This window comes from Aerococcus suis (genome assembly GCF_900176325.1).
Lineage (GTDB): Bacteria > Bacillota > Bacilli > Lactobacillales > Aerococcaceae > Aerococcus > Aerococcus suis.
On the sequence record NZ_FWXK01000001.1, the window covers coordinates 171,103 to 191,893 of the forward strand.

Below are 20,791 nucleotides of genomic sequence, written 5' to 3' on the forward strand. Positions count from 1 at the left end.
TTATTCTTCAAATTTAAATCATTATTATTCAGCTGAAATTAAGTAGTGATAAACAGGTTGTTTACCATTAACAACTTCAACTTCGATTTCGTCGTGTTGATCTTCGATAGCTTCAGCAATAGCATTGGCTTGATCTTCTGTAACATCTTCACCATAAATTAGCGTCACAATTTCGCTATCATCGGCTAACATCTCATTAATGGTTTCAATAGTTGCTGTTTCTAAATCAGCATTCGCTACTTTAATATCTTTTTCGATGATTCCCATGTAGTCACCGTCTTTAATCGTGACACCATCGATACTCGTATCACGAATCGCATTGGTAATAGATCCAGACACCACATTATCTAATTCTTCAGTCATTGCGGCTTTATTTTCTTCTAACGTCGCATTTTCATTGAAGCCTAATAACGATGCAAGACCTTGGTTAATTGAACGGGTTTCTACTACGCAAGCTGGTGTTTCTGAAACAGCAGCCGCTTGATTAGCCGCCATAAAGATATTAGAGTTATTTGGTAGAATAATAATATTTTCAGCATGCGCTTTTTCAATCGCCTCTAAAATATCTTGAGTCGATGGGTTCATTGTTTGTCCACCATTAATAATTTGTGTTACGCCTAAACTACGGAATAACTCATGGACTCCTTCACCAGCAGCCACAGAAATAATAGCGAATTTGGCTTTTTTCGTTGGTTGTTTTGGTTGTTCTTCGTGTTCTTTGCCAGACCCTTTACCGGTCAAGATATCATCATGTTGACGACGCATATTGTCTACTTTGATTTTAATCAGTTCACCAAATTTTTGGCCATAATTCATGACTTCACCTGGTGTTTCGGTATGGACATGAACTTTAACCACTTCATCATCAGCAACAACTAATAATGAGTCACCTAATCCGTCTAAATAATTCCGGAATGTATCATAGTCAAATTCATCAGTTACGGTTTTACCAGCACCTAGTTTCACCATGATTTCAGTACAATAGCCGTACTTAATATCTTCGGTATCCACAGAGTGAGACGCATTGAAGAAATTATCATTATGTGCAAGTTCTGTGATATCTGTTGATTCAGGATCTAACGTATTAACTGGAACTGCTTCACCTGTTAATGATTCTAAGAAACCAGTATAGATAAATAATAGACCTTGTCCACCACTATCAACCACTCCAACTTCTTTTAAGACAGGAAGTTGTTCTGGCGTATTGTCTAATGCTTTTTGTGCGGCTTCTTGGACGGCACGCATCACTTCAATCACATCATCTGAGTGTTCAGCAACGGCTACCCCTGCTTCAGCAGATTCACGTGCTACCGTTAGAATCGTCCCTTCAACTGGTTTCATTACTGCTTTATATGCTGTATCTACACCAGATTGGAAGGCAGCGGCTAAGGTTTGAGCAGTAATTTCCGTCTCAACGTTTTCTAGTTCTTTAGAGAAGCCACGGAATAATTGGGATAAAATAACCCCTGAGTTTCCACGAGCACCCATTAATAGACCTTTTGCTAAGGCTTTGGCAATATCGTGAATGGTCTCTTCTTCCGTATTCTTCACATGTTCCATGCCTGACGTAAACGACAGATTCATATTTGTTCCGGTGTCACCGTCAGGAACAGGGAATACGTTTAATGAGTTAACATATTCAGCGTTCTCATTCAGGTTGTTGCCACCGACTTCAATCATGTCACGAAAAGCTGTGACACTAATGCTTGTATTTTCCAATGCTATAATCCTCCTCAATTAACGACGAATGGTTTAGTCTTCCACCACACGTACATCTTGAACAAAGACATTAATGACGTTTGCTGATAGTCCTAGTTGTGTCTCTAATGCATATTTCACTGAACGTTGCACATTACGGCAAATCTCAGAAATTTTTGTTCCATAATTAACCACAATATAAACATTCACTACAACTAATCCATCATCATCGGTTGTCACAACAACCCCACGTGAATAATTGTCTCTTTTTAGAATTTCTTGTATACCATCACGAATTTGGTGTTTACTAGCCATCCCAACAACCCCATAGTTTTGAGTTGTCGCATGGCCAACTACCGTCGCGATTGTTTCATTGGTCATTTCAATATCACCAAATTTTGATTGCATAATAAATGCCATAATTGATAACCTCCTCAAAGGATCAAATACTTCTATGTGCAACTAAGTGTTTTAGGTACACTTATTTATTCATTTTAACACACACTTGACTATTATAGAATATCTCCCGTTAAAAGGAAAGTCACTTGAAATAAGGACCTATTCCTAGACACTTACGGCTAAAATTTCAAAAAAATATTTTATCATTGGGAAACCTTGATACGTCGCTTTCTTCCTCCAATGCTCACTACTCTACAAAGTATTTTAACTTGCCAACCAGCTGTAAATCACTTACAATCATATAGGAATTCACCACTTTATATTGTTTGGATAACCACCTTATACACAATATCTAGTGGTGTCTAAGGAGGGAAAGAATGCTTGTTTATATGTCTGTTGTGGGAAATACGCGGGCGTTTGTCAACAAAGTAGACCACCCACATTTTGAAGTTACTGAGAAGAATTGCCAAGAAGCAACCATCCAAGAGCCTTTTATAGCCATTATTCCAACATATGACGAAGGAACCACAGAAATCATGTGGCGTTTTATGGAAACTGGCGATAACGCCTCTTATTGTCGTGGGGTTATGGGTGGCGGTAACCGTAACTTCGCTCAACTTTTTTGTTATTCAGCTAAGGATTTCGCGGAAGATTTCGATGTTCCCCTACTCCATATGTTTGAATTCCAAGGTAGCGATTATGACGTCAAACTGTTAGAAAAGGAGATTGAAAAAATTGACAACTCAACCAACTAGAGTCGATAAACCACATGCTATTACTTATTTTGAATTAAATAACCGGGTCAATATTCCTGTCGATGGTAAAATTCCGTTAGAAAAAGATAAAGAAGCTGTTCGGGCATATTTCTTAGAACACGTCAATCCAAATACCGTCTTCTTCTATACCCTACATGAAAAAATCCATTACCTCATTGATAATGGATATATTGAAGAAGATTTCATTAATATGTACGATTTTGATTTTATTAAGAAATTATTCCGACATTTATATGATCAAAAATTCCGTTTTATGAGTTTTATGGGGGCGTTTAAATTCTATAATCAATATGCGCTCAAAACCCGTGATGGAAAACGTTACTTAGAACGTTATGAAGACCGTATCGCCTTCACTGCTCTTTATTTAGCTCAAGGTGATGAAGACTTAGCAATGAATATCGCTAACGAACATATTAACCATCGCATTCAAATGGCAACACCTACTTTCCTTAACTCAGGTAAAAAAGCGCGTGGTGAAATGGTGTCATGCTTCCTAGTCGACGTCCAAGACAATATGGAAAGTATCGGTCGTACAGTTAACTCTGCTCTACAATTATCTAAACGTGGCGGTGGTGTTGGTATCAACCTAAGTAACTTACGTGAAGCCGGTGCTCCAATCAAAGGCATCGAAAATGCGGGCTCTGGTGTTGTTCCTGTTATGAAACTATTTGAAGACTCATTCAGTTACGCAAACCAATTAGGTGCTCGTCAAGGAGCTGGCGTTACTTATCTAAACGTCTTCCACCCAGACATTTTTGCTTTCTTATCAACCAAAAAAGAAAACGCTGATGAAAAAGTTCGTGTTAAAACCTTATCATTAGGTGTGGTGGTTCCTGATAAATATTATGACTTACTAAAATCAAACGAGCCGATGTTCTTATTCAGTCCTTACGATGTGGAACGTGAATATGGTCGTCCATTCTCTTATGTCAATATCACCGAAAACTATGATGACATGGTTAAAAACGACAATATCCGTAAATACCGTACTAACGCTCGTGAATTAGAACAAGAATTGTCTAAATTACAACAAGAATCCGGTTACCCTTACATTATTAATGTAGATACTGCTAACCGTGAAAATCCTATTTACGGTGACATTATTATGAGTAATCTATGCTCAGAAATTATGCAAGTCCAAACACCGTCTGAAATTAATGAAGACTTATCTTATGCTAAAGTCGGTTTAGATGTTAGTTGTAACTTAGCTTCAACTAATATTCTCGAAATGGTACGTGGGGATGACTTCGCTAAATCAGTCGATACAGCGATTCGTGCGTTAACTCAAGTATCAGACCTAACCAGTATTAATGCTGTTCCTACCGTTCAAAATGGTAACGCTAAGTACAATTCTATCGGTTTAGGTGCTATGGGATTACATACTGCTTTTGCAGTCCACCACATGCACTATGGCTCTCCTGAGTCATTAGAATTTACGGATGCTTACTTCCGTACCTTACGCTTCTGGGCATTAAAAACAAGTAATGCCATCGCGAAAGAACGTAATGAAACGTTCTACGAATTTGAAAAATCAGCATATGCTGATGGTTCTTGGTTACAAAGCCACTATATTGACGGCCCAGAATTCACCTTTGAATTTGACAAAAACGCGGAAATTTTCAAAAATATTCCCGTACCAACTAATGACGACTGGAAAACTTTAAATGAAGATATTCAAGAATATGGTCTCTACCATTCTTACTTATTAGCTGTTGCACCAACTGGCTCTATTTCTTACATTAATGAAACGTCAAGTTCCCTACACCCAATTGTATGGCGTGTGGAACACCGTCAAGAAGGTAGCGTAGGTGCTGTTTACTATCCAACACCATATTTATCAAACGATACGATGCCTTATTTCGAATCTGCTTATGATATGGACCAACGTAAAGTTATTGATGTTTATGCTGCGGCACAAAAACACGTTGATCAAGGGATGTCATTAACCTTATTCATGCGTTCTGAAATTCCAGAAGGTCTCTATGAATGGAAAAATGGCAAAACCAATAAAATGACTACTCGTGATTTGAACAAACTAAGAAACTATGCTTATTCTAAAGGTATCAAATCGCTTTACTACATTCGGACATATACAGATGATGGCGATATTATTGGTGCTAACATGTGTGAAAGCTGTGTCATCTAATTCGACTAATAATCACTATACAAAAAGCTTAGGACATCATCGCCCTAAGCTTTTTTATTGCCTTCATATATAAGCAATAAAAAAAGGAAGTGCATATGCACTTCCTTTTTAAATCGTATGAACAATCAAAATTAATTATTTTTTACGTTTACGTGAACTGATACCAGCACCTGCTACTAAAGCACCTAAACCAGCAACAGCTGTACCAACTGCAGTACCTGTTTGAGGTAATGCACCTTCAATAGTTTCAGCAGCTTCAACAGTTCCTTCTTTGTTACCTTCAACGAATGGGTTTTCAACATGAAGACCATTTTCGTCTTGAGTAACAACGTCTTCGCCTTCTACGGCTGCGTCATCGAAGTAAACGCCGCCTTGACCTTTAGCAACGATTTCTTCACCTTCTACATAAGGATCTTTAACATATTCGCTACCTGCTTCGCCTTTAGCGTTAGCATTTGTTAAGTCTTTAGCTACGATTTCTTCGCCATCTGCATATGGATCGTCTACCCATTCAGAACCAACGGTGCCATCGTTAACTTCTTCTTCAATGACGCCTGGGGCAATGTCTTCTACCCATTCAGAACCGTCTTCGCCTTCTGCGTTTTTAGGAGTTTCTTCGTTTACTGCAATAAAGTCAGTGTAATGACCAGTGTTTTCTACAGCAATTTCACTTGTACGATAAGCGTTATATTCATAACCTTCAGGTACAGCAGCTAATGCAGCTGTATAAGTTTGATCAGCTAATACATCAGTGAAGTTTGCGTTACCGAATTCGTCAGTTTGAACTTGACGTCCTTCACCTGTTTCCATGTTTAATAATTCAACAGTTGCACCTTCAATAGGGTTGCTTGCACTGTCAACTACACGAATTTGAACTGAACCGTGTCCAGCGAATTCTTCTTCAACAGGAGCTTCTTCTTCAGCTTCATTTACTGCAATAAAGTCAGTGTAATGACCAGTGTTTTCTACAGCAATTTCACTTGTACGATAAGCGTTATATTCATAACCTTCAGGTACAGCAGCTAATGCAGCTGTATAAGTTTGATCAGCTAATACATCAGTGAAGTTTGCGTTACCGAATTCGTCAGTTTGAACTTGACGTCCTTCACCTGTTTCCATGTTTAATAATTCAACAGTTGCACCTTCAATAGGGTTGCTTGCACTGTCAACTACACGAATTTGAACTGAACCGTATCCAGCGAATTCTTCTTCAATAACGCCTGGGGCAATATCTTCTACAGTAAATGCTAGCAAGGCACCGTAAGCGTCCGTCCCCGGAATCAATCCACCGTCACTCGTAGAGAAGTAGGTAGTGATCGGCAATAATAACTGACCATCATTAACTTTAAATGCTAAGTTTCCCTCTTCATTTTTGCCGATGAGGTTCGACACATCCTGATTTAATGGCAAGACGGCACGAATAATCGATGGGTTCTGTGCACCATTAATATTTAATATTTCGTCTGCAAATCGCCCCGTCCCTTGGTAGCCAGCAAGCCCTTGATCATTGAATTCAATGGCTGTCCGGTAATTTTCTGGAAGGTATTCATAATTTACTCCGCCGGTAAAACTGTAAGGGAGAAAATGCAATTCACCATGATCAATATATTGAACTAACCGTGGATCAATTTTTATATTAAATTTTGACTTGTTCATTAATGATGGTCTAGGCACACCAGTAGCTTTATTCATCATGTGGTCAATAATGAACCCACCGTGTGTGCCAATTGACGGGTTAAAGATAATTTGTGATGCTGAATTACGATAGAGTTTTTGATATTGTGTATCTGTCGTAGGCTCAGCAACTTTCTGATCTCTATTTACAACGAAGACCCCTGTTTGATTAGCGTCTTCAACAATTTTCTTTTGGTTAGAATCAAATACAAACGCACGGTACCCATATATCGGTGTATTTTCTTGTTCCAGTTTAAATACATCCTTAACCGCTTGTTTAAAAGTAATGGTTCCTGACATTTCCTTAACACCCAGCGTCCCGTCGTGTGTTTGTCGAATTGGCAATTCCCAGATATTAGTTAACTGCCCTTCATTATCAGAAACGCGGCTGAATGTTTGTGGAGAACTTGTATTCCCATTCTTATTTATAATAATGGTGTCTACTTGGTTCGCAATCTCATCATCTAAAACGATGCGTACCTTCATAACACTTCTTGGTATGGCAGCATTATAATACGTGAGTTTATAGTCTAAAGTCTTCGCTGTATTTTTCTCAGGGTCTAAAATATCATCGAAGGTTAACGCAATATTCTGCGTATTGTATTCCTGCTTGGTTCCTTCATCAGCTGTTTCTAAAGATTTAGCACCAAGTGAAACATTACCAGTAGCTAAGCTTTCTGACTCCAGAGCTGGCGTTGGCGAAGCTGGTGCGGATGATGCGTATGCTTTCGTTATCGTAGCTGAGCTTTCTGACTCCAGAGCTGACGTTTTATCTTCAGATGATGAATCAGCAGTAGCATGTTCTTCATTTGCTAATGATTCCTCTGATGAGTCATTTTCTACTGATGCTTCATTTGTAGAATTTGAATCATTAGATACAGATTCTTTCGTTGCTTCTTTGTCTTCTACAGCTTCTGTTGTATTACTTTCCACTGTTTCTGAAGATTCTTCAGAAACCGCTGGAGCTTCTTCTACAGCTTCAGTTTCTACTGATGCTTCTGTTACAGAAGGTGCAGCTGCCTCTTCTGTATTCTCAACGGATTCTGTTTCAGATACAGGTGTCTCTTTCTCTGCGGAAGGTTCAACGACTTCTGCCGTATCTGTTGCATTGTCTTCAACCGCTGCTTGAGCAACAGTTGCTTGGGTGCTAAATAATAATCCCGCTGCAACAGCAACCGACGCTACCCCAACGGATAACCGTTTGACTGCGTAACGGTAAACTTTGTTAGCGGATTTTTCTAATAAAACTTGTTTATTATTTTTACTAACCATTTTTCGCTCCTCCAAAAATTAAAAAACATAATAAGTTACTAAAGTTGAACTTTTTATACTAGAAAAAAATCAAAAAGCTATACTAAAAAGCCTCAGAAATTGCCAATATGAACACTATCATATCAATTGATTATTTAACATATTATTTATTCTCTCCAGATTATAATCAGACTAAAAAAGCACCCTATAATTAGAGTGCTTCTAAATCAAATATACAATATTGTTCATGCTATGCCGTTACAGTCGCTACTTTGGCACTAGCGATTTCTTTCGCTTTGGCTAAAGCATTTTTCAAGCTATCCATGGCTTGAGTTACTTCGCCGTTTGTAGCATTCACGGCTAACTGAACGCCAACAGCTGCCGTTATTACTTTATTTAAATTAGTGTAAACGTCACTAGGTACTTTACCTAGAACAAATTGATCACGTTCACGACGCGTTTGCCAAATTAAGTCAGCTAATTCACGTTTGAAGGAGAATGATGCTTTATTAGCTTGAACGTCTTCGGCTTGAGCTTTGGCATCAGCTAATGTCGTTTTTAACTCGTCCATAACAGCTTCGACGTCCACTGTTTTACTTTTGACTTTTAATTGTAATCCCACTGCTTTAGTGATGACTTTATTCAAGTTCGTATAAACTTCAGTTGGGACTTTGCCTAAGACATATTTGTCACGATCAAAACGCGTTTGCCAAATTAAATCTTTTAAGTCACGTTTCAATTGGTTAGATGCGATTTGTTCTTCTTTAGGGATTGAATTTAGATAGTCAATTGCTTTTTGATAAGCCCCTTTTAAATTAGCAATGGCATTATCAATTTCAAATACTAATGTTTCTGGATTTAATTGGACCCCTACTGCTTTAGTAATAGCTTTATTGAGTTCATGGTACACTTCAAATGGGACTTTAGATAAGATATATTCGTCACGGTCAAAACGCGTTTGCCAAATTGTATCAGCAAGTGCACGTTTCACGTAAGTTGTGGCAATATCTAATGGTGTAATGTCACGGAAATTATTCCCATAAGCCACTAAACCTTGCATATCTTTAATTCGTTTCGTTAAACGTTCGACATTAGAGAATGGGTCAACCACGGCCATAAAGGCATGGGTAATTTCCAATCCAGCTTTAGAGTGAACAATTTGAGGTTTACGTGTCCAATCGTGTGTTGCTGTATGAATTGCTTTAGCTGCTTCAACAAACAATTGCGCGCGTAAACGCCATGTATTGACATTGTAGAAATTACCGGGTTCGAAGAATGACACCATTCCTTTGATCACAGATTGTCCAATGTCTTGTGCCATTGAGCCTAGTTTGTCAATCACATAACGGACAGGTGTTCCATTTAAAGTCACTTCAGTTGGAACGAGTTCCGCAATAACACCAACAATTTCAGTGCCTTTTAGAACATCTTCACGTTTAGCGTTGGCATGAAGGTAAGCCACTCGTTCAATTAAGGCGCCAATGTCATGGAATAATGAGCCAGTTGGTGTCACGGTATCAATAATTGAACCAATTTCAGCGGTAGATACTTTACCGTTTAATCGACTATCAATGACTGTCATTACCGCATCAGAGACGCTCATTCCTTTTTTCACGAGGTCTTCGATATTGATTTCTTTGTCGTCACCAATCGTCCAGTCTTCCAATTTAGGTGTATTACCTGGAGGTGTTAATGATTCAAATAATGGATTTTCTTCGTAACGACTACCATCTAATGCTCCCGGTGTTAAAGTTACATCTTTATAATCTGGGAATTGGGTAATAAAGGCTGCCACATCATATAAGACTTCTGAATCAATGGAATCATCCATAATAATTTGACCTAGTTCAATAATTCTTTCTGAACTTGTCACTTCGTCTTTACCTAATGTCGCCACTTCAGAACCGATTTCAATCAATTTATTGAACGTTTGACGATGATTTTTCATAAAATCAGCTAGACGTTCATAATTAATGTCACGTTTAGAAGGAACCACATAGTCTAGTTTTTCACTGACTAATGGATCACCTTTAGCTGTTTCGACCTCTTTATCAGATGCTTTAGCGTTTGCTTGTGCTTTGTCGATATTGGCAATGGCTTCTTCCCCACGACTAATCGCAGTTTCTAAGCTTTCATCAGAAGCTGCTTTATCATTTTTAATTTCATCTACTTTATTAACGATTTCATCATGAGAAGGTCCGTTAAGCGTTTCAGGGTCGCCTTCATCAGCAGGGATTTCGACGTTATCAGTTGCCGTATCGTCTGCCACTTCTTTTGAATCTGTTTCAGTTGGACGATCTGGCGTCACAATATCGGTATCTGTTTGATCACTAGTAGCTTCGTCTACATTGACAGTTGTTTCTGTTTCAGTAGTATTTTCGTCAGATGTTGGTAAGGCTTCGGCAACATCTTCTGCTGTGACTTCAGGAACTTCTTTTGTGTCAACAGGGACAGAGATATCCGCAACTGGTTGAATGGCTTCAGTATCAACTGGTTTCTCTGTGTCAACTTCTGCAGCTGATACAGTCGATGTACTGACAGCAAGTAACCCTGATAACACTAAAGCAGATGATGTTAGCATCATTTTTTTATTCATCTCTAATGGCATAGTTACCCCTCCATAAAATATTTATTTGCTTGTGGTAAAAATATTTTATGTAGCTACATAAGCGGAAAACGAAACGACAAAATATGAAGTGATAAGCCCCGTCGGACAGCTGTTTGTTTTCCTTGATTTCACTTTACACCCGGATAATAAAACATTATATTACATGTAGGTTACATAAAGGTTACATAATATTACATTAGAATTGTAACGCTTATATTTTAATTAAATGAGATTTTTTCAATTTGAAATTAGATAGTTTAAGCGATTTCATAAATGTGAATTTTACACTATTAAATTGTTTCGATATTGTTTTAATTTAAAAATATTCAACAATTCGTCACACAAAGTTCAAATAAATGCACAATTGTATTTTTATTTTAGACAGGTTATTTAAAGTAAGTTATTCTGTTTTTTATTATCGCCTTGTAAAGCCTATTTTTAATATATTAAATCTCTCATTTAACTTGATTTTTCCTCATATTCGATAGTGATAGCATACGAAAAAACGACTGATAACTTATTATCAGTCGTTTTATTCCTTGATTTACAGATTATTAGAAGTCATAGTCATCGTCGTCCATCGCTTCCGCTTCTCCCATTAAGTAGCCAGAGCCGACTTGAGAGAAGAAGTCATGGTTCGTTGTATCAGTTGATAGACCATTCATAACGATTGGGTTAACATTTTCTGCTGTTCCTTCGTCATATAACGCTGGGAATCCTAAATTTTGTAACGCTTTATTCGCATTGTAACGAATGAAGACTTTTACTTCTTCTGTCCATCCCACTTGGTCATAGACTTCTTCCGCATATTTATCTTCATTATCCATTAGTTTTTCAAGTAAATCATACATCCACATTGTCAATTCATATTGTTCATCTTCAGATAATTCTTGATATGCTAATTGGAATTTATACCCAATATAGGTACCGTGAACAGATTCGTCACGAATAATCAATTTAATGATTTCCGCCACGTTAACTAAACGATCGTTTCCTAAATACCATAGAGGTGTGAAGAAACCACTATAGAATAGATACGTTTCTAAAAAGACACTAGCGATTTTCATTTGTAACGCATTTCCGTTTTGATAAATATCGTTAATGACTTCTGCTTTATATTGTAAGCGTTCGTTAGTATCTCCCCACTCAAAAATTTCATCAATTTCTTGAGATTCATTTAATGAAATGAAGATAGTAGAATAAGATTTCGCATGGACACTTTCCATAAACAGAATATTATTTAGGACCGCTTCTTCATGTTGCGTACGAACATGATCACGCATTACGTTAGCCCCTTCTTCAGATTGTAAGGTATCTAACATAGTCAAGCCAACAAACGCTTTATTAACGACATCGCGTTCTTCTGGCGTTAATTGACGCCAGTCTTTCCGGTCATTAGATACCGGAACACGCGTATCTAACCAAAATTGACTCGTTAATTTTTCCCACGTTTGTTTATCAATCGCATCTTCGACACGGTTCCAGTCAACCGCTTTGTAGTATTTCACGTCTTTGTCAGTCGCATCACCATGGACAATTTGATTAAAGTAATTTTTATCCGTCATATGATCCTCCCTTTTTTCATTACTGTCTATTCTAGCATGATTCACTCAATCACGGAATGAAATTAAAGTATTATTTAGAAAGAATTCCATAAAATGAATACACACAAAAATAATCGGACTTATTTCCAAATAAAAAATCATAATAGTCTGTCTATTATTACAAATTGCTTATTAAAGCAAGTAAAATTTTTTCGCGCCAATTGATAAGCGCGTGAAAAAATTATGAATTCGTATCTGACAATTCATCGTCATAACAATCATATTCGATGGAATCAAATGTTTTACGAATAAAAGCTTGTAATGTCTCTTCAGTTAAGACATCATCCTCACAAGCAATTAAGTAAGCATTCATTCCTTCGATAACGATGACATACACTTCAGGGGCGAAATCTTCTTGCTTAACCATCACTCGCCAGCAGTCTAGGTCGCGATATCGCATAAAATACTGACAGTCATCATCACTGACTAACTCTGAATCGGCAATCCATTGCGCGATATCAAAATCAAAACCAACATTGCGAATATACTTTATACGCATCCCTACACCTAACCTTCCTCTTTTTAGTCATCAAAATGACTTTCCTCAAATATAACATATCCCAAATGCGGACTAAAGGTATATTTTTCAGTTTAATAAAACCGATTCCATATTGATAGCATCACTGTTACTTACTATTAATTAGATTAGTATGTTTTTAGCAATTATTTGATGATAAACCCTATCAAGTCAACACTTTAGATACAAAGATAGTATATTAGGCTAGGCTGTGTTCGAAATACTCTTTATTTGCGGTAACGAAAAATTTTTTTGATATGCACAAAAAAAGACCACGTCATGACAATGTCATCACGTGGTTTTAATATCTATTGAATAGTGGATGAATTAAACACGTTGTACTTTACCTGATTTTAGGGCACGTGCTGAAACCCAAACACGTTTAGGTTTTCCATCAACCATTACACGAACTTTTTGTAAGTTAGCACCGAAAGTACGTTTTGTTGCTTTTACTGAGTGAGAACGGTTGTTACCACTTTTTGCTTTACGTCCTGTGTAGTAGCATTCTTTTGCCATTTCATTACCCTCCTCTGACATTTTTCATATACTAGACTAGTCTATCAGAATTTTATTTAATACACAAGTATTATTTTGTTAATCACGAGATTGAATCACAGCAATCAAGCCGGTTTTAAACGAACCAGACATTTGCGTATGATTCGCTAGAAATTCATTACTAATTAAAGCCATTGGATAGCGATACGTTGCGCGATCAAGTGGATAGACCACATCTGTTAATGTGAGTTCTTGGACTGGCGTCATTAAAATAAATGAGAGATACGTCATCTCAGAAACTTTATTTACCTGAAATTGGCCAGGTGATAAGAAGTTCACCCAATTTTTAGGATGGATAAGATGAATGTGTTCTAATACGCGTTGATATTCGGGCATAAATATCATCCATAAATTACATAATGAATGGTCGACTCGACCGCCTAATGCACCAAGTAAATGATACTCAGCATTAGGGTAATGGTCAATCACCCAATTAAGACCTGCTTGCATATCCGTTTCATCCTTCATCGGATTTAAACGAATGACGTCATTCGCATTGTCAACAATATGTTGGTAATCTGTCTCGGAGACAGAATCAAAATCTCCTAAGGCAAACACCATCGTTTCGTCCATTTCTACGAATCGTTTCGCCCCTAAATCAATGCCGACATAAACTGCTTCGCCGTGCTTGTTATCCATAACATCTTCTACATATTGTTTAAAATAAGCCTCATCAAATGGCCCGCTACCTATCATAAAGACTTGCACAGTATCCCTCTATTTCTCTAAATGTCTTAACATCGCAATTGGTCGTTCAACTTCCTTCGCCCCATAAATATATGAGCCTGCGACGAAAGCATTGACACCTTGGTCTAAACATTGTTTCGCCGTATCATCATTAATACCACCGTCGACTTCAATTAAGTAATGGTAATCATTTTCTTGGCGATAGGTATTTAAAGCTGCCATTTTATCTAGCGTTTGTTCAATAAATTTTTGACCACCAAATCCTGGATTCACGGTCATTACTAATACTAAATCAACGTCTGATAATATCGGTTCAATAAAGCTGACTGGAGTTCCTGGATTAATCGCCACTCCCGCTTTCATTCCAGCTTGTTTAATCCGTTGAACAAGGGAATGGATATGAGGTGTTGCTTCAGCATGTACTGTCATAATATCAGCACCTGCTTGTTGATAGGTGTCAACATAGTCTTCAGGGTTAGCAACCATTAAATGACAATCAAGCGTTAGTTTAGTTTGACCACGTAGAGCCTTAACCACATTAGCACCAAATGTTAAATTCGGAACAAAATGTCCATCCATAACATCAATATGTACCCAATCAGCACCGGCACGTTCAATTTTTTCGACATCACGTCCAAGTTGTGTAATATCTGCACTAAGAATTGACGGAGCAATATACATTGATATAACCTCTTTTCTCTCAATTTTATCTTATGTCAAGCTTACTGGATAATGAAAAACTGGTCAACGCCAATTTGCGTTGACCAGTTCATTACTAGCATTTTTTTCGTTTATAGTGCGGTTTCGCATCGGCTATTTCGTGATACATTTGAACGTAAGAATCATAACGTTGTTGACTAATATGGCCAGTCTCGACAGCTGCTTTAACCACACATTGAGGTTCATGTTGGTGTGTACACTGTCTAAACTTACATTGGCCTTTGAGTGCCAACATCTCAGGAAAATAGCTATCCAAGTCTTCTTTAGGGATATAATCAATAGCGATATTTGAAAAACCTGGGGTATCGGCAACTTTCCCACCAAACACATCATGTAATTCAGTATGCCGTGTCGTATGTTTGCCACGTCCCAACGATTGTGACACTTCAGCGGTTTCAATCACACGTTCAGGTAATAGTTCATTCAATAACGTACTCTTTCCGACTCCTGACTGACCAACTGCAACTACCGTTTTATTTTGAATGAGAGTCGCCAATTGTTCTGCCTTGCCAGTTAATTCTGTATTTAAGAAAACGGTATAGCCAATTTGTTGATAAAGACTAATTAAATCAACTAACTCTTCGCGTTCTTGAGCCGATAATAAATCGACTTTTGATAAGTATAAAATGGGTTGAATCCCAAGACTTTCTAAATAAACTAAGTAACGATCAATTAATTTCGGTGAAATTTTAGGTTCAGCCACTGATGCGACTAAGAACGCCAAATCGACATTCGCAACAGGCGGACGAATCATATCATTTTTGCGTGGATTAATGGCTGTTAAAATGCCTTCGTCAGGATTAGTTGTCGTAAAATTGACCCAATCCCCAACGAGTGGGGTCGTATCCGTGTTACGAAATTGACCACGCCCTCTCGTTTGATAGACATGGTGCGTTTCAGATTCTTCGACATAATAAAACCCACTTAATGCTTTCACAATTTGACCGGTTAATTCCATTATTCACTCACCTGCGTTTCATCAATGACTTCACCATCTCGAACCACTTTATAACGCGCACTATCGCCTTCACGCGTTGTAAATTCTAAATTATATTCCCGATTTTTTGAAATCGTGAATGTATCAACCGGACTCGAATAATCATTATTTAAATCTTGAACAAAGATTTCAATCGTATTTTCTTTCGATTGACTTGATGAGGAGGAAGATTCGGACTCATCATCTTCGTCATCGTTGGTATCTTCATCATTATTTTCCGGCTCTTTATATTCAATTTGGATGGATTTATTGAACGTCGTTGTTTTTGGTCCGCTAGATAAGACAACATTTAATTTATCACCGACAATAAAAGTATCTCCCGCATTAATGCTTTGTGATAAGACGCCGCCTTGGGGAACCGAATCGTTGTTTTCTTCAGAGAAACTAACAGTAACTCCTGCATTCGCTGCCCATTGTTCAATTCCAGCACGATTTAAATCACTTAAATCAGGCATAGTAAAGCGTTCAACCCCTAAACTGACGGTAAAGGTCATCGTGGATTCTTTGGGAATCACTTCTTCTTCGGGAGCGATACTTTGAGCGATAATTTGACCTTCCGGAACCGAATCGCTATATTCTTCGACTTTTTCAACGGTAAAGCCTTTATCAGCGAGTTCTTTTTGCGCATTTTTATATTCTTTACCTGTATAGTCTTTGATTTGATAAGGCTCTGGTCCCTTACTTAATTCTAAATCAATTTCAGCATTTTTTCTGGTTTTACTATTCGGATGCGGATTGGTATCCACAATACGGCCATCGTCCACATCATCTGAAAAGACTTCTTCAACGTCCCCCACCGTTAACCCTGCTTGTTGCAAGGTGAGTTCTGCTTCTCGCTGCGTCATATTTCTTAAGTCAGGCAAGTCAACTTGACGACTCCGATTAAACAAGAAAGCACCAACAACCAATAACACAATCAGAAGGGGTAATAAAATCATGATCCACTTCTTACGTTTGCGTTTCTTCTCAGCTGGTGTATCGCTAATATGGATGCCCTCTTTTAACGGTTTCTCCTCTTCTGGCTCCACTTCCGCCGCTTCAGCTGTTGTTTCTTTCATCGGAATCGGGGCAACTGGCGTCACTTGCGTTTCTTCTTCGCTTTTAGCATCGCGTTCCTTACCAGCAGCCATTGCCTGATATTCATCCGTATATTTTAATTTTTCTTCAATTTCATCTTTAGCCATTGCGATGGTCGCATGTTGCATCCCCATCGGAATAAATTCTGGTTCTGACTGCCGTTTCTCATCAAAAACTGTGGCTAAATCATCATACATTTCATTACAATCATCATAACGGTCTTTCGCATCTTTGGCAGTCGCTTTTTTGACGACATTAATTAATGGCTGACTCGCATCCTCACGATAAGTTGAAATATCCGGTAGCGGTTCTTGAAAATGTTTTAGCGCAATACTAACAGCGGACTCCCCATCAAAAGGCACACGTCCAGTTATCATTTCATATAACACAATCCCTAAGGAATAAATATCCGATTGATTGGTTGCGAGACTTCCACGTGCTTGTTCAGGAGATAAATAGTGCACCGAACCAATAATCGTATTAGTTTGTGTAATCGCCGTTTCGGTACTCACTACCGCAATCCCAAAGTCCATAATAATGACGGTATCATCAGGTTTGACCATAATATTTTGTGGTTTTAAATCGCGATGAATAATACCTACTTCATGAGCTGTCTGCATACCAGAAATAATTTGTAGCATAATATGTTGAATTTCATGTAGGGGAATCGGATGATTTTGTTTAATGTATTCTTTTAAGTCAATCCCTTCAACATATTCCATGACAATAAACTTGCCTTCAATATCCTCACCAATGTCATAAATAGCTACAATATTGGGATGATTTAACTCAGAAATTGATAATGCTTCGCGTTCAAAACGACGTACCGCATCACTTTGATTATTATTTCCAAGACTTAAAAATTTAATGGCTACTTGGCGTTCCAATATTGGATCGTACGCTAAGTAAACATTAGCCATTCCTCCTGAACCAATATGACGAATGATTTCATAACGTTCATCAATAATTTGGCCCGTTCTCATCCAATATCGCTCCCTTCTATTTGTGCAAGGATAACCGAAATATTATCTTTGCCACCAGAAGCATTAGCCGCTGAAATCAAAGCTTCAGCCGCCTCTTCCAAGGTCGTTGCTTGGTTAAACACCTCTATCGCTTCTGTCGCTGGAATCATATCGGTTAACCCATCGGAACAAATTAGTAAAACATCTTCTAACTCTAGTGGTAAAATTTGAGTTTCAATATTTACCGTTTGATCAGTTCCAATCGCACGAGTCACAATGTTTCGTTGCGGGTGGGTTTGAGCTTCTTCTTCAGTAATGACTTGGGAATCCACCAATTCTTGAACGAATGAATGGTCTTTGGTTACTTGTTCAATCAAGCGATTTTTTATTTGATAAACACGACTATCGCCAACGTGAGCAATCAATGCTTGTCCGTCTAAAACAACCACAGCAATCAAAGTCGTTCCCATACCTTGCAAGCCTAGATATTGTTGCCCTTTTTCATACACACGCGTATTCGCTTGCGATATCATATCAACCATCCAGTCCATCACGAACTGGCTATCGGTCATTGCTTCGGTTTGCTCCCACGCATGCCCAATATGGAATAATGCCATCTCGGATGCGACATCACCCGCATTATGGCCTCCCATACCATCACATAGAACTAATAATTGTAACTGATCTTGATTATTGAATACACCCACTTGGTCTTGATTCGTTTGTCTTTTTGCTCCTACATCTGTCAACTGAGCTATTTTCATTTTATCACATCCTTAGTTTTCTTTCTCGAACCGTGCAATGAAAAAGCCATCACTTTGAAACATATCGGGAAGAATCTCAATAGTTCCTTGTGAGGTTTGCGCTTGATCGAGTAATTGTTGTCGACCACTTATCGACGTTATCATTAATTCTGGATGATTGTCGAGTAGTTGTTCTACGACCGCTTGATTTTCCTCATTCGTAATCGTACAAGTTGAGTATACCAATACCCCACCTGGTTTTAAAACAGAAACCGCATCATTCAAAATGTCTTTTTGAATCGCTTGTAAAGACGTTAAATCTTGTAACGATTTATGATATTTCGTATCCGGCTTCCGTCTAAACAGGCCAACACCAGAGCATGGGGCATCAATTAAAATACGATCAAAGGTTTCTTTGGCGTAGGTTTGACTAAGCTTCGTGGCATCCCCGACTTTAACCGTTACTTGTTTAGCAACATTCATCCGGTCAATATTATCATTTATTTTGTTTAATTTGTTTTCCTGAATATCTTGACTAATGACGTGGCCATTAGGAGCCACTTTTTCGGCTAATTGGACGGTTTTTCCTCCTGGAGCAGCACAAGCATCTAACACTTTATCGCCTGGTTGCGCATCTAAGGCAACTGCCGCTAATTGTGCTGAAGCATCCTGAATCGTTAACTCGCCATTTTTAAACGCTTGGGTATGAACAGGGGTCCCATTTGTCACTTGATACGCGTGAGGAGTTATCGAACTTGCCTCTACATTAAGCCCTTCTGCTGTTAACGCTCCAACAATCTCTGTTTCTCTATCAATCGCATGGTCACTGATACGAATAGTCATTGACGCCCGCTGATTAAAAGACTGAGCGAGTTTTTCTGTTCGCTCTTTGCCAAATCGTTGATTGAAATAAGTTACCCATACTTTAGGCAGACTATATTGCTGGCTAATTCGCTCTTCCCATGGGAGAGATTGAAACTGTTGATATAACGCATCTAAATTAGGAACTTCTCGTAAAACATTTCGCAACACACCATTCGTGAAGCGACTGAGTGACTGATTTCCTCTTTTTTTAGTAATGCGAACGGCTTCGTCAACTAGGGCATAATCAGGAATTTGAGATAAATAATAATGTTGGTATAAACTCACCAATAATAATGCCCATAACCATTTTTTTACCCGATTAGCTCTTTTGACATGTTGGCGTAGCAAGGCATCAATCGTTAAATAATGTTGAACCGTCCCATAAATTAATTCGGTTAACAATTTACGGTCAGCTTCACTCAATGAGTGAGTGGTTAACACGTCACTCACTGTCTCATGAATGAATGCTTCTTTAAAAAGAATGCGTTGAACACTTTCCATCGCTAACCAGCGAACGGATTCCTTTAATGGTCGATTATTTGGCTGCTTGGTTGCTGAATTGGTCCCCGACATGAACTCCCCCACTTCCTCCATTAATAAAGCTTGCAACATCCATCGCTTTCTTACCAGCGGGTTGAAGTTCCGTTAACGCTAATACAGTCCCTTCACCACATGCGACTTGGAATTGCGCTGGTTTCTTTTGAATAGTAATCACTGTCCCTGGTGCTTTATCAGTCGTAGCATCCATCACTTGGCTCCGCCATAATTTCCAACGATCACCATTCATAAACGTGTGAGCAACTGGCCAGCTATTCATGGCACGAATATGATTATGAATTTGAGTAGCTGATTGGGTCCAATCAATTTGTTCTTGCTCACGAGTAATATTAGGAGAAACAATGGCTAAGTGATGGTCTTGAGGAATTTCTTCAATCGTACCAGCAAAAAATTCAGGTAGTGTATCAATCAGTAAATCTCTACCTAATTGACTTAAATCAGCGAATAATTCTTCCACAATCGCTTCGGTACTAATTGGAAATTCGCGAACGGCAATAATATCTCCGGCATCCATTTCTTTGACCATGCGCATAATCGTCACCCCTGTTTTTTGGTCACCATTCCAAAGGGCATAATGGACGGGTGCGCCACCACGATATTTAGGTAATAAGCTTGCATGAACATTAATCGCCCCATAAGTCGGCAGTTGCAGTAGCCGCTCTGGTAAAAATTGACCATACGCAGCTGTAATAATTAAGTCAATGTCTTCAGCTAATAAGTCAGCCACTTCTTTATCTTTTCCAATGACTTCCGGTTGATAAACGGGAAGATCATGGGCTAGTGCTACCTCTTTAACTGGTGTCGGTTTTAACCGTCTTTTACGACCGACTGGGCGATCGGGTTGTGTAACCACTCCAACGATTTGATAATCTTCCTGATTAATTAATGCTTCTAAAATAGGAACAGCAAAATCTGGTGTCCCCATGAAAACAATTTTTTTCATGTTAAAACTCCT

The 20,791-nt window shown here is 38.4% G+C and carries 16 protein-coding genes; 2 read left to right on the forward strand and 14 right to left on the reverse strand.

The genetic code is table 11. From position 1 onward, the window contains the following. Positions 1–24: 24 nt before the first annotated feature. Both B8955_RS00850 and B8955_RS00855 read right to left on the reverse strand, forming a co-directional pair. Positions 25–1,719, reverse strand: coding sequence for a DAK2 domain-containing protein (locus B8955_RS00850; RefSeq protein WP_084097784.1), 1,695 nt, complete (start codon positions 1,717–1,719; stop codon positions 25–27). 33 nt (positions 1,720–1,752) lie between these two features. Then, entirely contained in the window at positions 1,753–2,118 is a 366-nt protein-coding gene (locus tag B8955_RS00855; RefSeq protein ID WP_084097785.1) for an Asp23/Gls24 family envelope stress response protein, read from the reverse strand. A gap of 356 nt (positions 2,119–2,474) precedes the next feature. Between B8955_RS00855 and nrdI the strand changes: the two genes are divergently transcribed. Further along, a complete protein-coding gene (nrdI, locus tag B8955_RS00860) occupies positions 2,475–2,852 on the forward strand; it encodes a class Ib ribonucleoside-diphosphate reductase assembly flavoprotein NrdI (protein WP_084097786.1) in 378 nt (125 codons plus the stop codon). Further along, complete coding sequence (gene nrdE / locus B8955_RS00865) at positions 2,833–5,019, forward strand: class 1b ribonucleoside-diphosphate reductase subunit alpha (RefSeq protein WP_084097787.1); 2,187 nt, start codon at positions 2,833–2,835, stop codon at positions 5,017–5,019. The genes nrdI and nrdE overlap by 20 nt, the downstream gene beginning before the upstream one ends. 135 nt (positions 5,020–5,154) lie before the next feature. Here nrdE and B8955_RS00870 read toward each other — a convergent pair whose 3' ends face one another. The 12 genes from B8955_RS00870 to fmt all read right to left on the reverse strand — a co-directional run bounded on the left by B8955_RS00870 (position 5,155) and on the right by fmt (position 20,779). After that, the gene (locus B8955_RS00870; RefSeq protein WP_084097956.1) at positions 5,155–7,965 is read right to left on the reverse strand and encodes an LPXTG cell wall anchor domain-containing protein; all 2,811 of its coding nucleotides are present in this window, start codon (positions 7,963–7,965) and stop codon (positions 5,155–5,157) included. Positions 7,966–8,194: 229 nt separating this feature from the next. Beyond that, positions 8,195–10,552, reverse strand: coding sequence for a CAMP factor family pore-forming toxin (locus B8955_RS00875; RefSeq protein WP_084097788.1), 2,358 nt, complete (start codon positions 10,550–10,552; stop codon positions 8,195–8,197). A 554-nt stretch (positions 10,553–11,106) separates the two neighbouring features. After that, positions 11,107–12,117 carry a class 1b ribonucleoside-diphosphate reductase subunit beta gene (gene nrdF, locus B8955_RS00880; RefSeq protein WP_084097789.1) on the reverse strand — a complete coding sequence of 337 codons (1,011 nt, stop codon included), beginning with the start codon at positions 12,115–12,117 and terminating at the stop codon, positions 11,107–11,109. Positions 12,118–12,337: 220 nt separating this feature from the next. Beyond that, a complete protein-coding gene (locus tag B8955_RS00885) occupies positions 12,338–12,655 on the reverse strand; it encodes a hypothetical protein (protein ID WP_084097790.1) in 318 nt (105 codons plus the stop codon). A 345-nt stretch (positions 12,656–13,000) separates the two neighbouring features. Further along, positions 13,001–13,189: a 50S ribosomal protein L28 gene (rpmB, locus tag B8955_RS00890; protein WP_084097791.1), complete on the reverse strand. Its 189-nt coding sequence runs from the start codon at positions 13,187–13,189 to the stop codon at positions 13,001–13,003. Positions 13,190–13,267: 78 nt separating this feature from the next. Continuing rightward, positions 13,268–13,936 (reverse strand): thiamine diphosphokinase, encoded by a 669-nt coding sequence (locus B8955_RS00895; protein WP_084097792.1) that lies wholly within the window; start codon positions 13,934–13,936, stop codon positions 13,268–13,270. Positions 13,937–13,945: 9 nt separating this feature from the next. Continuing rightward, entirely contained in the window at positions 13,946–14,596 is a 651-nt protein-coding gene (gene rpe / locus B8955_RS00900; RefSeq protein ID WP_084097793.1) for a ribulose-phosphate 3-epimerase, read from the reverse strand. A gap of 94 nt (positions 14,597–14,690) precedes the next feature. Next, positions 14,691–15,593 (reverse strand): ribosome small subunit-dependent GTPase A, encoded by a 903-nt coding sequence (rsgA, locus tag B8955_RS00905; protein ID WP_084097794.1) that lies wholly within the window; start codon positions 15,591–15,593, stop codon positions 14,691–14,693. Further along, positions 15,593–17,692 carry a Stk1 family PASTA domain-containing Ser/Thr kinase gene (gene pknB, locus B8955_RS00910; RefSeq protein WP_084097795.1) on the reverse strand — a complete coding sequence of 700 codons (2,100 nt, stop codon included), beginning with the start codon at positions 17,690–17,692 and terminating at the stop codon, positions 15,593–15,595. The genes rsgA and pknB overlap by 1 nt, the downstream gene beginning before the upstream one ends. After that, the gene (locus B8955_RS00915; RefSeq protein WP_084097796.1) at positions 17,689–18,435 is read right to left on the reverse strand and encodes a Stp1/IreP family PP2C-type Ser/Thr phosphatase; all 747 of its coding nucleotides are present in this window, start codon (positions 18,433–18,435) and stop codon (positions 17,689–17,691) included. Before B8955_RS00915 ends, pknB begins: the two co-directional genes overlap by 4 nt. 12 nt (positions 18,436–18,447) lie before the next feature. After that, positions 18,448–19,851, reverse strand: a complete 1,404-nt coding sequence (gene rsmB / locus B8955_RS00920) for a 16S rRNA (cytosine(967)-C(5))-methyltransferase RsmB (RefSeq protein WP_159444403.1) — start codon at positions 19,849–19,851, stop codon at positions 18,448–18,450. Continuing rightward, positions 19,814–20,779, reverse strand: a complete 966-nt coding sequence (fmt, locus tag B8955_RS00925) for a methionyl-tRNA formyltransferase (RefSeq protein ID WP_084097798.1) — start codon at positions 20,777–20,779, stop codon at positions 19,814–19,816. The genes rsmB and fmt overlap by 38 nt, the downstream gene beginning before the upstream one ends. Between the last annotated feature and the right edge of the window lie 12 nt (positions 20,780–20,791).